Here is a 10,685-nt window from a genome sequence, read left to right as displayed (position 1 = left end):
GTCGACGAGCACTTCACCGGCCCCGCCCTGCCCGCCGGCTGGAACGCCGTCGAAGGCGACTGGAAGGTGGAGAACGGACGCCTGGTCGGCACCTCGGCCAACTCCGGCCAGCAGAGCCGGATCACCTTCGGCCGCCACCTCGACGACTTCCGCATCGAGGCCACCGCCCGCTTCGAGAGCGCCCAGGACAGCGCCCGCTGGACGGCGCTGGGCCTGGACGTCCCCGCCAGCGGCGCCACCCCCTGGTCCATCGCCACCATGCGCACCGGCACCACCGCCGCCAACGGCCTCGAATTCGCCCAGCGCACCCCCGCCAACGCCTGGAACGTCACCAACACCGCCGCCGCCCCCAGCGCCGCCGGCACCGGCCGCGACGTGCGCGTGGCCGTCGAGGTCCACGGCACCACCGCACGCTGGATCTTCGACGGCAAGGAGGTCATGCGCACCACCCAGGTCGCCCGCAGCGCCGACGGCGGCCAAGCACTCGTCGTCAACGGCGCCAAGGTCTCCTTCGACGACCTCAAGGTCACCGCCCTCGCCCCCGGCGGCTGGCTGCGCCCGGCCGGCTCGCCGCTGACCGTCTTCGCCCACCGCGGCGCCTCCTCCGCCGCCCCCGAGAACACCCTGGTCTCCGACGAGATCGCCCGCCGCGGCGGCGCCGAGTGGATCGAGAACGACGTCCAGCCCAGCAAGGACGGCGTCCCGTACGTCCTGCACGACGACACCGTCGACCGCACCACCAACGGCAAGGGCGCGATCCGCGACCTGACCTCCACCCAGCTGGACGCGCTGGACGCCGGCTCCTGGTTCGGCCCCGTCTACGCGGGCACCCGCGTCCCCACCCTGGCCGCCCAGCTGGAGGACCTGCGCACCCGCGGCGGCAACCTGCTGCTGGAGATCAAGGGCAAGCACAGCCGCGAGGAGGTCGCCCGGATCGTCAAGGAGGTCCGCGACCACCAGATGACCGGCCGGGTCTTCGTCCAGAGCTTCGAGGTCGACGCCCTGCGCCACACCCGCGAGCTGGCCCCCGAACTGCCGCTGGGCCTGCTGCGCGGCGACCTCGACGCCGACCCGGTGGCCGTCGCCAAGGAGCTCGGCCTGTCCGCGTACAACCCGTCCGACGGCGGCCTCGCCGCGCGCCCGAACGCGGTGAAGGACCTGCACGCGGCCGGCGTCGCGGTCAACGTCTGGACGGTCGACTCGGCCGCCCGCTGGAAGGCCCTGGAGGCCGCCGGCGTCGACGGCGTCATCACCAACCGCCCGGCGGAGCTGGCCGGTTGGAACTCCGCCTGGCTCCAGGGCGCCACCCCCGCCCCGCCCGCCGCGCCCACTGTGGCGATCACCTCCCCGGCCGCGGGCGCCGCCCTGGACCGCGCCCAGCGGCCGGTGGCCGCCGTCCGTGCCGCCGGCGCCGACACCGTGCGCCTGACCCTGGACGGCCAGGAGCTGGCGGCCGGCACCGCCATCGACACCACCGCCCTCGCGCTCGGCCGGCACACCCTGCGCGCCGAGGCCACCGGCCCCGGCGGCCGCGCCGAGTCCACCGCCGAGTTCACCGTCGCCGCCACCCCCACCGGCCTGGCCTCGCTGGTGCTCACCTCCGGCGCGGACCGCAACGCCGTCGCCACCCTGACCGTGATGCTCGGCCAGGGCCAGGGCCAGTACCGGCCGCTCGCCCAGTGGGCCGACAACCAGGCCGGCCGCGGCCTCCAGGCCGACCGCGCCCGCCTGATCGCCGCCGACGCCCGGGCCCTGGAGGCCGCCGCCCGCGGCTGACCCGCCCTCGCTCCGTTGTCGGCCCGTTGTTCGGCCGGGGCCCCGCGCCGCCCGTCCGCGGCGCGGGCCCCGGTTGCTTTCCGCCAACCCGCTTGCCACGCAGGGATGGTGACCAGCCGTTCCTTTGCCGCCCCTTTGCCGGAATGGTTCAGACCATTGACGCGGGGGAAGGGTGACCATACGGTGTCCGCACACCCTGGCGCGGGCATGTCATGCCCTGTGGCGTGCCCCCACGCACGCCCGCCCCGCGCTGGGCGCACCACTCCATCCACCCCCACGGAGGAGCACCAATGCGCACCCGTCATGTCCTCGCGGCCGCCGCCGCCGCGGTCGTGCTGCCGCTCGCGACGGCCCTTCCGGCCCAGTCGCACGGCTTCATCAACCTGCCGCCGAGCCGCTCCGCGCTGTGCGGCGCCAACGCCGTCCCGTGGGACTGCGGCGACATCCAGTGGGAGCCGCAGAGCGTCGAGGGCCCCAAGGGCTTCCCGAGCCGCGGCCCGGCCGACGGCACCATCTGCGCCGGCGGCGACGCCCGCTGGGCCCCGCTGGACAACCCGCGTGGCGGCGCCTGGCCGACCACCAAGGTGACGGCCGGCCAGCAGCTCAACTTCACCTGGGAGATCGAGGCCCGGCACTCCACCTCGTACTTCAAGTACTACCTCACCAAGCCCGGCTACAACGCGAGCCAGCCGATCACCCGGGCCTCGCTGGACCTGACCCCGTTCCTGACCGTCCCCTACAACGGCCGCCAGCCCGACGCCACCACCGTCCACACCGCGACCCTGCCCACCGGCCGCACCGGCCACCAGGTGGTCGTCGCGGTCTGGGACGTCGCCGACACCGGCAACGCCTTCTACTCCTGCACCGACGTCCAGTTCTGACGCCCTGACACCCCGTCGCACTCCTCCCCGCCGACGGGCGGCCGGGCTCCTCGCCTCCCACGGCGAGCGGCCCGGCCCTGATCGCCGTACCCGTGTCCGAGCCGGTGCCCCGGCTCGGACACGGGCGCGGTCACCGTCGGTCACCGTGAGGCGTGTGGACTGGCGATGAGGCGGTGACCGCGGGTCACGGCATGGATCCCGCGCGCTGGTAGGAGGCGTTCGAGGGGCGTTGCAAGCGGAGCGACCTGGAGTGACACTTTAAAAAGGGGGTTTGTTGAGAAAAATCGCATGGAAAGGGCGGGGTAGCGATGAGTAGTCATATGAAAGTCGCAGCCGAGCACGAGCCGGTCACCACAGAGCGAGTCCGCACCGAAGAGGGCGGAATCAAGCAGACGTCGAACATCCAGCGAGGCTTCGCCAGTCATCATCGCCTCTTTAATCAGAAGTTCAACATCCCCGGTGTCGTCCCCAGCACTGCGGTGTCTTGCAGCCTGACAGAGGTCGACGCGAGTCAGACCCCTGTCTTCGGGCTTGCGACGCTGCACCTTTACAACGTCAGTCCCGCGAATGGCGCTGTTTTTGTTCGTGCTGAGATCGATTGGGACACTGATCTGCCCATCAGGTTCGACTTCAACATCAATTAACGGAGCCTGCTAGAGACCCGTGGCGGGCGTGACGCCGGTCTCCGGATCACGTCTCGGGGACCGGCGTCCGTCGGTGCATGGTGTCGACGCGCGCCAGGTGGACCGCTCAGGCGCCAAGCACCTCATCGGCGCTGCGCGGCTCCGTACGGGGCTGTTGGTTGAGGTTGTGGCGCGCGATGGAGGATCGCCGGTAGAAAGAGAGCCAAGGCCCTCGAGGCTCCGAGAAGCGCCGCTCCGCCCGCCCCGTGAGCCAGATGGGCGACGAGACGCTCAGCAGCCCCGAACGGCCGACCGAGCTGCGGGACGGTGCCGACCGCTGAGGATCGCCGTCCGGATGGACCGCTTCCGGAGAGGGCGCGGACCGGTTCCGGAGCCCTCTTTCACACGTTCTGTTAGAGCTTCTAAGCTCGCGGCATGAGCCCGTACCCGGAACTCGCCGAGCCCCGTCTGGAGATAGACGGCCGGCCTGCTACCGCGCAGACGCTCTATCCGGCCATGACCAGCTATGCGCACTTCACCGCGATGCAGGTGCGCGCCCGCCGCACTCCCGGGCTCGATCTGCACCTGGCCCGGCTGGATGACGCGAGCAGGGAGTTGTTCGGCATCGGGTTGGACGGAGAACGGGTACGGGAGCTGATCCGACACGCGCTCGCCGACGACGTGGAGGACGCGTCAGTGCGGGTGCGCGTCTTCCGTCCCGACGCCCGCGTCGCGAGACTGTCGGTGCTCGTGAGTGTGCACCCGCCGGTACCGGCACCCGCGGGTCCGGTCAGCCTCACCGCCGTCGACTTCCAGCGCGAGTTCGTGCATGTGAAGCATGCCGGCAGTTTCGGGCAGGTGTACCACGGGCTGCGGGCCGAAGCGGCGGGCTTCGGCGAAGCGCTGCTGACCGGACCGGACGGCGTGATCGCCGAGGGCTCCATCACCAACGTCGGCTTTCTGGAGAACGACCGTGTGATCTGGCCGGACGCGCCGAGCCTGCCCGGGATCGCCATGCTGGTACTCCAGCGCGAACTGGACCGGACCGCATCCGGTTGGTGCAGGCGACCCGTGCACCTCTCCGAACTCCACCGCTTCCAGGGCGCGTTCGTCAGCAATTCGCAGGGGGTGGCGCCGGTGTCCCGAATCGACGGGCACAGGTTCGACGAGCAGGCTGCCGCGCGGGTGGTGGCGCTGTACCACGCGGCGCCCCGGGATCCCATCTGAGCGGGACGACCAACGCGGCACGATCAGTCACGGCCCCCTGATCGCCTAGCATCGAAGGCCCATCCGGCAGAGCAGGGAGCGGACTTGGACGACCACGGCGACGACTGGACGCCATGGCCCGGTGACGTGGCCAACGGCTGGCCGGCCAGCACTCCGGAACAGTGGCTCGACCGGGCCCGGTACGTCCGCCATGCGGCGAACAAGGTCGGTGATCCGCTTCCGCTCTGTCTTCCCGGCGAGCCGAACGAGTGCGGGCGAAGCGCTCAGCACCACGCGGTGCTCTGGGGCGCCGTACTCAAGGCACGGGCGCACCACATCATCGAGATGGCCGCTCCCACGCAGGAGTACGGCGCGTGGGCGGCCAAGACGCTGTACCGCGAGAGGGTGGGGGAGCTGCGGCAACAGCCCGCCGGGGCGCCGAGATGAAGCGACCGGCCGGGCACACGTCCAGCTCAACCGCGCGACTCCGGTGCCACCCATCGCCGAGAAACCGCTGGGCATCGGGTCGGCCTTGACCTACGATCGCGCGAATGATCACTCATGGAGCGATACTCGACGCCGCCCTCGCCCGCATCACCGCCGGTTACGTGTTCCCCGAGAAGACGGCGGCCATCGAAGCGGCGATCCGCAGCCGGCTGGCGGAAGGCGCCTATGAGGGCCTGGACGAGCGGGGGCTGTGCGAGCGGGTCACGGAGGACTTGCAGGGGGTGTGTCCGGACAAGCACCTGCGGCTGCTGTGGAGCGAGGAGCCGCAGTCGATGGACGAGGAGCCGGAGGACGTCGCCCGGGCCCGGTTCGAGCGGTACGCGCGGGAGAAGAACTACGGAATCCGGCGGGCGGAGCAGCTCGACGGCAACATCGGCTACCTCGATCTGCGCATGATTCCCCCGGCCGCCATCGGCGGTCCCGCGATCGCCGCCGCGATGCAACTGGTCGCCTCCACCGAGGCGTTGGTCATCGACCTGCGGCAGTGCGCCGGCGGTTCACCGGAGGGCGTGCAGCTGTGGTGCAGCTACCTCTTCGCCGACGACGAGGTGCACCTCAACGACATCTACGACCGGGCCACCGACTCCACCCGCCAGTACTGGACCCTCGGGCACCTCGCCGCGCCGCGCTATACGGACCGGCCGGTAGCGGTGCTGACCAGCGACTTCACGTTCTCCGGCGGGGAGGAGCTGTCGTACAACCTGAAGGTGCTCAAGCGCGCGACGCTGTTCGGGCAGACGACGCGCGGTGGCGCCCACCCGACGGCCCGCATCCCCGTCGCCCCGCACGTGATGGTGACCGTTCCGGCGGCCCGCTCGATCAACCCGGTCACCGGCACCAACTGGGAGGGCGTCGGCGTCGAGCCGGACGTGGCGGTCGCCGCCGAGGACGCGCTGGAGAAGGCACTGGAACACCTGCGCGCGTAGTCGAGTCCCCGGCTGCTCGGCCATGAGCAGCCGGGGACTCGCCTCAAGAGGGCACCTGATCTATGGCGCGGGCGGCTCGTCCCGGGGTGAGTGACCGGACAGCGAGATCTTCCGTTCGTCGGCTCGCAGACCCCGGAGTGTCCAGAGCCCGTACAGCGCCAGCAGCGGTTTGACGATCAACCACTCACCAGGACGATAGTCATCCGCACGCACGAGTCTCTCGGCGAGGTCAGGGCGCTGCCGGCGCAAGTACGCCCGGGCCTTGAGCGCATGGGCCGGCTGAGAGGCGATCTTGATGCGGTCGACGTCCTCAAGCAGGGGGATGACGTTCGTGATGTTCTCCCACGTTGTCCCGCTTCGATCTTCGAGGTGCACCGTGCCGTCGAACGCGAGCACCGACTTCGCGTAGTCGGCCATCAACTCGGCCTCCGCGGTGCCGCCGCCGGGCGCGCCGCCACTGAAGATCACGCGAGTGCCGTGCGCACGGTCAGCGGTGATGGATCGGATTCCAGCGCGGACTCGCCAGCGGTTGATCGCGTTCGCTGTCGCCTGGGGGTTCCGGTATCCCAGCACGACCACGGCCTCGGCAGCGCCTCCACTGTTCCCCACGAGAGTTCGAGACCAGCGCCAGTTCAGCCACTCGCCCCAGGCCAGGGCCGCCGCGCCGGCCAACGCCACTCCTGTCCTTCGTCGCATGCCGTGACTCTACGGGGCCCGGTGCCACGCAGCGAAGGCATCGGCCACGCCAGAAGCCACCACGCATTCCGTCAGAGGCGCTGAGCTCGCGGCACGAGCCCGTACACGCAACTCGCCGAACTCCACCGCTACCGGGGCGCGTTCGTCAGTGATTCGCAGGGGGTGGCGCCGGTGTCCCGAGTCGACGGGCACAGGTTCGACGAGCAGGCTGCCGCGCGGGTGGTGGCGCTGTACCCGCGCGGCGCTCCGGGACCTCATCTGAGCGGGACGGCCTCCCCGGTCCGCTGTTCCTGTCGGAGGGCCTGGGGGGCATCGTCACGGGCGTGGCGCAGGAGGCCGGCGGCCCGGTCCAGGACCACCTCGCGAGCTTCGATCAGCAGTTGCGCAACGCCCGGCTCGACGGCTTCGCGGCGAGCCTCGTCGGGGACCTCCGCCAACAGCTCGTCCAGGCGGGCGGGGCCGGCACCGGAGCCGGGGCTCGGACCACGTACCGGGTGCGCTTCGAGAACGGGTTCGTGCTCGGCGGCCTCGAAGAGGCCCGGCTGACCTCGGCCTGAGCACCTGCCGCCGTGCCACCGCCGCCAAACTGGCCGGGGCACGGCGCCTGCGGGGTGCCTCAGACCGGGTAGGTGATCGAGCCCAGCGGCGGGCAGGGGATGAGCATGCTGCCGAGGCCGGGGCGTTCGACGAAGGCCCGGGCCTCGGCGGCCCGCAGTCGCCGGGAGTCCAGGTCATCGGCGTGCCAGGCGTCGTACCTGGCGCGGGAGTAGTCCCACGAGTCGGAGACCAGATCCAGGCTGACGTTGCCGGCGCTGCGCTGGAACTCCGCCTTCACGGCGGCCTGTTGGAGTGCGGTCTGGATCGCGGCGAGATCGATGCGGGTGATCAGGAGGCCGGCGGTGTGCGGTTCGCGCGTGGGCAGGGGGACCTGCGGGAGCAGCGACACCCCGGTATCGAGACGGCCGATGTTGTCGACGGCCAGTTGCTGCGCCTCCCTCATCGTGACCTGTATCTCCCGGTGCAGCCAGTAGAGCTCGTCCAGGTCGGCCGGCGTGATGCGCATCCGCTGGTAGACGGCCCGGAAGCGCGGGTCTTGGTGCAGCGGACGCATGGGGGCGACGTGGAGGGCCACGCAGTCGTTGTAGCCGGCTGTGACGGCGGCTTCGAGGTGCAGGACGGCCTGGTCCGTCTGCCCTTGCGCGTGGGCGAGGTCGCCGAGGCCCACGTGGCCCGCGGCGACGAGCCATGCACCGTCGGGGCCGAGCGCACCGGCGCGCGCGACGACGTCGTGGAGGCTCCTGATGGTCCCTGCGGCGGCGGCTCCCTTGGTCAGCATCTCCACGAGCACTTCGTGCAGACGGGTGACCAGTGAATTGACGGTTTCGACCATGGATCTCCTCGGACCTCGGTGGTGAAGAGCGAAAGGGCGTTGAGCCGGTGTCAACTCCCGTGAAGACGACGGGTGGAAACAGTGATCGGTTCCTGTTCGGCCCACCGCTTCACGGCCCATGACACGCTCTGAGAAGACATCTCATTTGGTCTCGCAGGCTGCTCCCGTGACGATCGTGGAGCGCCTGGTGCCGGACGGGTCGTGGGGGCAGTTCCAGCTGGCGGTCGGCGCCGCTACGGGGGTCGCGAGGTGCTGGCGGCGAACGTGTCCGTCGCGACGTCGGGGTGCACGTGGGCCCAGTCGCCGCCCTGTTTCGGCCGGTCCGGGCCACCGTTCACCGGCTACCTCACCGGCCAACTGGCCCGGATACCCGGCCCGTGCTCGCCCTGCGTGCCCTCGGTTCGAACTACACGGCTGTCGGCGGCTTTTCAGATCGCGCTCAGGCAAGCCAGTCGTTACCCGAGTGCCAGTGCCGCACCCAGCCGTCAAAGCTTCTGGCGTCGGCGTTCGGCACCGGGATGGCTCCGACGTCGGACACCATCCAGACCTCACCGCGGCGGGGCCCTGCCGTCACCAGCAGCCAGAACGACGGCCCATCCTCGGCTCCGAGGACGACTGACCCACGGGTGAAGACGGCATCGATGCGTGGATCGTCGGCATCGGCCGTCTCGTCGTCCTCCCACGCCCACGCCTCATCCAGGGGGAACGGCTTTCCCGGATGCCGCAGGCCCATGTCCGGCCAGCCCGACGGCAGCCATCCCAGCGGCTGAAGACCGCCGTCCTCTGCAGGACCGAGGCCACTGCCGTTGCTGATCTCCGCGATGAAGGTCCGGTAGGGCTCCGGAAGTGTCACCCGGTTCTCGGCCTCCCAGGCCGCGACTCCGTCGTGGCCCAGGGCTGGCTCACGCCACTCAGGTGCGAACGCCGAGCGCAGGAAGTCGAGCGTGGCCTCATCGGGACGGTGATCAGGTGTGATTGTCACGGGAGCATGCTGGCATAGGCGTCCGACATCTTGATCTTGCGGCCCGGGTTCAGGCGGCGCTGCCCATTCTGGCGAACATCGAACAGGCGCTGGCCGTGGCGACTCCCGAAGCGCTGAACATGTGCTGTCCGTTCTCGTGAACAGAGCCACGCCCTGCTCGGCGGCAAGCCCGCCGCCACCGCCACGGGTCCGCACTTCACCTGGCCGCCGATCGACGACACCACCCGCGCCAAGGTCGCCGCCCAGCTTGATGAGTCGATCTCCATCCCCGGCCGGTCCGGCGTCGTCGCCGAGCTGGAGGACGGACTGCAGGACTACTTCGGCGTCCGGCACGCGGTCACCACCAGTTCCGGCACCGCCGCCCTGCACGCCACCTATTGGGCCGCGAGGATCAACCCCGGAGACGAGGTCATCGTCCCGGCCTGGACCTTCCACGCCACCGCCTCCCCGCTGTTCCACCTCCGCGCGGTGCCGGTGCTGTGCGAGACCGGCCCGGACGGCAACATCGACCCGGACCGCAGCGAGGAGCTGATCACTCCCCGTACCCGGGCGATCATGGTCACCCACCTGTGGGGCAAGCCCGCCGGCATGACCGACCTGGTGGCCGTCGCGAACGCCCACGACCTGGCGGTGCTGGAGGACGGCTCCCACGCGCACGGCGCCAGCATCGCCGGGCGGAAGGCCGGCACCTTCGGCCTCGCCTCGGCCATCTCCCTCAACGGCCCCAAGTCGCTGTTCGGCGGCGAGGGCGGGTTCGTCCTCACGGACGACGACACCTGTCACCGCATCATCACGCTTGCGCACTACAACAAGCGGGCCAAGACCGAGATCCCGGAAGGTCATCCGCTCTCGCGGTACGCGGTCACCGGGGCCGGCCTCAAGCTCCGCATCCACTCCCTCGCCGCCGCCATCGCCCACGACCAGCTGTCCCGGCTGGACGGCTACCTCGCCGGCTGGGCGGAGATCGCCCGCTACCTCACCGGCCAGCTGGCCCGGATACCCGGCCTGGAGGTCATCGAGATGCCCGACGGAGTGATCCCGTCCTGGTACGGGTTGACGCTCACCTACCGGCCGGACGAGCTCGGCGGCCTGCCGATCGAGACATTCCACCAGGCGCTGATCGCCGAGGGTGCCACCGAGTTCGACCGGCCCGGCTCCACCTGTCCGATGAACCAGCTGCCGCTGTACCAGCAGCCCGGCATGCTGTTCCCCGGTCACCCGCACTCCCACCGCCGGTACAAGGCCGGGGACTTCCCCGCCGCCGAGCGCGCACACGCCCGCACGCCCACACGATCAAGCTCCCGGTCTGGCATCGTGAGCAGGATCTGGAAGTGGCCGAGCAGTACGTCCGCGCGGCCATCAAGATCAGCGACCATCACAAGGAGCTGCGGTGACCGTCACCTCCCCCGAGTTCGTGGCCGGACTGGCGGCCGCCGCCGAAGCCGCCGGCATCACCGGCTTCGTCGCCGCCGCCGTGATCAACCACGACGGCCGGGTCCTGCTCGTCCGCCGCAACCCCGACGACTACATGGGCGGCCTGTGGGAGATCCCCTCCGGAACGGTCGAGGCGGGGGAAACCATCCTGGACGCCCTCCACCGGGAGACCGCCGAGGAGACCGGCCTGACCGTTGAGCGGGTCACCGGATACATCGGACACTTCGATTACGAGAACAGCCGCGGCGGCACGACCCGCCAGTT

At 70.7% G+C, this 10,685-nt stretch carries 12 protein-coding genes and 1 pseudogene; 9 read left to right on the top strand and 4 right to left on the bottom strand.

Going from position 1 to position 10,685, the window contains the following annotated elements; translation table 11 throughout:
- The 6 genes from J0670_RS17855 to J0670_RS17830 form a co-directional block, all read left to right on the top strand.
- The coding region (locus tag J0670_RS17855) for a glycerophosphodiester phosphodiesterase family protein (RefSeq protein ID WP_243437165.1) at positions 1 to 1,776 on the top strand (1,776 nt) is incomplete at its 5' end.
- Positions 1,777 to 2,066: 290 nt separating this feature from the next.
- Positions 2,067 to 2,657: a lytic polysaccharide monooxygenase gene (locus tag J0670_RS17850; RefSeq protein ID WP_207812599.1), complete on the top strand. Its 591-nt coding sequence runs from the start codon at positions 2,067 to 2,069 to the stop codon at positions 2,655 to 2,657.
- 320 nt (positions 2,658 to 2,977) lie between these two features.
- Positions 2,978 to 3,301 carry a hypothetical protein gene (locus tag J0670_RS17845; protein ID WP_207812598.1) on the top strand — a complete coding sequence of 108 codons (324 nt, stop codon included), beginning with the start codon at positions 2,978 to 2,980 and terminating at the stop codon, positions 3,299 to 3,301.
- Positions 3,302 to 3,715: 414 nt separating this feature from the next.
- Entirely contained in the window at positions 3,716 to 4,507 is a 792-nt protein-coding gene (locus tag J0670_RS17840; RefSeq protein ID WP_207812597.1) for an aminotransferase class IV, read from the top strand.
- A gap of 84 nt (positions 4,508 to 4,591) precedes the next feature.
- Positions 4,592 to 4,933 carry a hypothetical protein gene (locus J0670_RS17835; protein ID WP_207812596.1) on the top strand — a complete coding sequence of 114 codons (342 nt, stop codon included), beginning with the start codon at positions 4,592 to 4,594 and terminating at the stop codon, positions 4,931 to 4,933.
- A gap of 104 nt (positions 4,934 to 5,037) precedes the next feature.
- Positions 5,038 to 5,919 carry a S41 family peptidase gene (locus tag J0670_RS17830; protein ID WP_207812595.1) on the top strand — a complete coding sequence of 294 codons (882 nt, stop codon included), beginning with the start codon at positions 5,038 to 5,040 and terminating at the stop codon, positions 5,917 to 5,919.
- A 60-nt stretch (positions 5,920 to 5,979) separates the two neighbouring features.
- On the opposite strand, the gene J0670_RS17825 is transcribed toward J0670_RS17830, so the two are convergent.
- Positions 5,980 to 6,615, bottom strand: coding sequence for a YdcF family protein (locus J0670_RS17825; protein ID WP_207812594.1), 636 nt, complete (start codon positions 6,613 to 6,615; stop codon positions 5,980 to 5,982).
- Between the two features lie 323 nt (positions 6,616 to 6,938).
- On the opposite strand from J0670_RS17825, the gene J0670_RS17820 reads away from it, so the two are divergent.
- Positions 6,939 to 7,172: a hypothetical protein gene (locus J0670_RS17820; RefSeq protein WP_207812593.1), complete on the top strand. Its 234-nt coding sequence runs from the start codon at positions 6,939 to 6,941 to the stop codon at positions 7,170 to 7,172.
- Between the two features lie 59 nt (positions 7,173 to 7,231).
- Here the strand turns inward: J0670_RS17820 and J0670_RS17815 are convergent, their stop codons facing one another.
- From J0670_RS17815 to J0670_RS17800, 3 genes are all read right to left on the bottom strand, one after another.
- Positions 7,232 to 8,005 (bottom strand): hypothetical protein, encoded by a 774-nt coding sequence (locus tag J0670_RS17815; RefSeq protein WP_207812592.1) that lies wholly within the window; start codon positions 8,003 to 8,005, stop codon positions 7,232 to 7,234.
- A gap of 439 nt (positions 8,006 to 8,444) precedes the next feature.
- On the bottom strand, positions 8,445 to 8,987 hold the full coding sequence (locus J0670_RS17805; protein ID WP_307806569.1) for an SMI1/KNR4 family protein: 543 nt from the start codon (positions 8,985 to 8,987) through the stop codon (positions 8,445 to 8,447).
- On the bottom strand, positions 8,984 to 9,253 hold the full coding sequence (locus J0670_RS17800) for a hypothetical protein (protein WP_207812591.1): 270 nt from the start codon (positions 9,251 to 9,253) through the stop codon (positions 8,984 to 8,986). The genes J0670_RS17805 and J0670_RS17800 overlap by 4 nt, the downstream gene beginning before the upstream one ends.
- On the opposite strand from J0670_RS17800, the pseudogene J0670_RS17795 reads away from it, so the two are divergent.
- Positions 9,141 to 10,046, top strand: a pseudogene (locus J0670_RS17795) (DegT/DnrJ/EryC1/StrS family aminotransferase); the annotation flags it as partial. The gene J0670_RS17800 and the pseudogene J0670_RS17795 sit on opposite strands and share 113 nt — an antisense overlap.
- Before the next feature lie 331 nt (positions 10,047 to 10,377).
- The coding region (locus tag J0670_RS40290; RefSeq protein WP_307806568.1) for an NUDIX domain-containing protein at positions 10,378 to 10,685 on the top strand (308 nt) is incomplete at its 3' end.

Source organism: Streptomyces sp. FH025, assembly GCF_017427025.1.
Taxonomy (GTDB): domain Bacteria; phylum Actinomycetota; class Actinomycetes; order Streptomycetales; family Streptomycetaceae; genus Kitasatospora.
This window is presented reverse-complemented; position numbering and strand designations above follow the sequence as displayed.

What these genes read in the sequence shown, in the direction of transcription:
- J0670_RS17800 (WP_207812591.1), bottom strand. Translation starts at nt 9,253, where the DNA reads ATGGAGATCGACTCATCAAGCTGGGCGGCGACCTTGGCGCGGGTGGTG.
- J0670_RS17850 (WP_207812599.1), top strand. Translation starts at nt 2,067, where the DNA reads ATGCGCACCCGTCATGTCCTCGCGGCCGCCGCCGCCGCGGTCGTGCTG.
- J0670_RS17845 (WP_207812598.1), top strand. Translation starts at nt 2,978, where the DNA reads ATGAAAGTCGCAGCCGAGCACGAGCCGGTCACCACAGAGCGAGTCCGC.
- J0670_RS17825 (WP_207812594.1), bottom strand. Translation starts at nt 6,615, where the DNA reads ATGCGACGAAGGACAGGAGTGGCGTTGGCCGGCGCGGCGGCCCTGGCC.
- J0670_RS17840 (WP_207812597.1), top strand. Translation starts at nt 3,716, where the DNA reads ATGAGCCCGTACCCGGAACTCGCCGAGCCCCGTCTGGAGATAGACGGC.
- J0670_RS17830 (WP_207812595.1), top strand. Translation starts at nt 5,038, where the DNA reads ATGATCACTCATGGAGCGATACTCGACGCCGCCCTCGCCCGCATCACC.
- J0670_RS17815 (WP_207812592.1), bottom strand. Translation starts at nt 8,005, where the DNA reads ATGGTCGAAACCGTCAATTCACTGGTCACCCGTCTGCACGAAGTGCTC.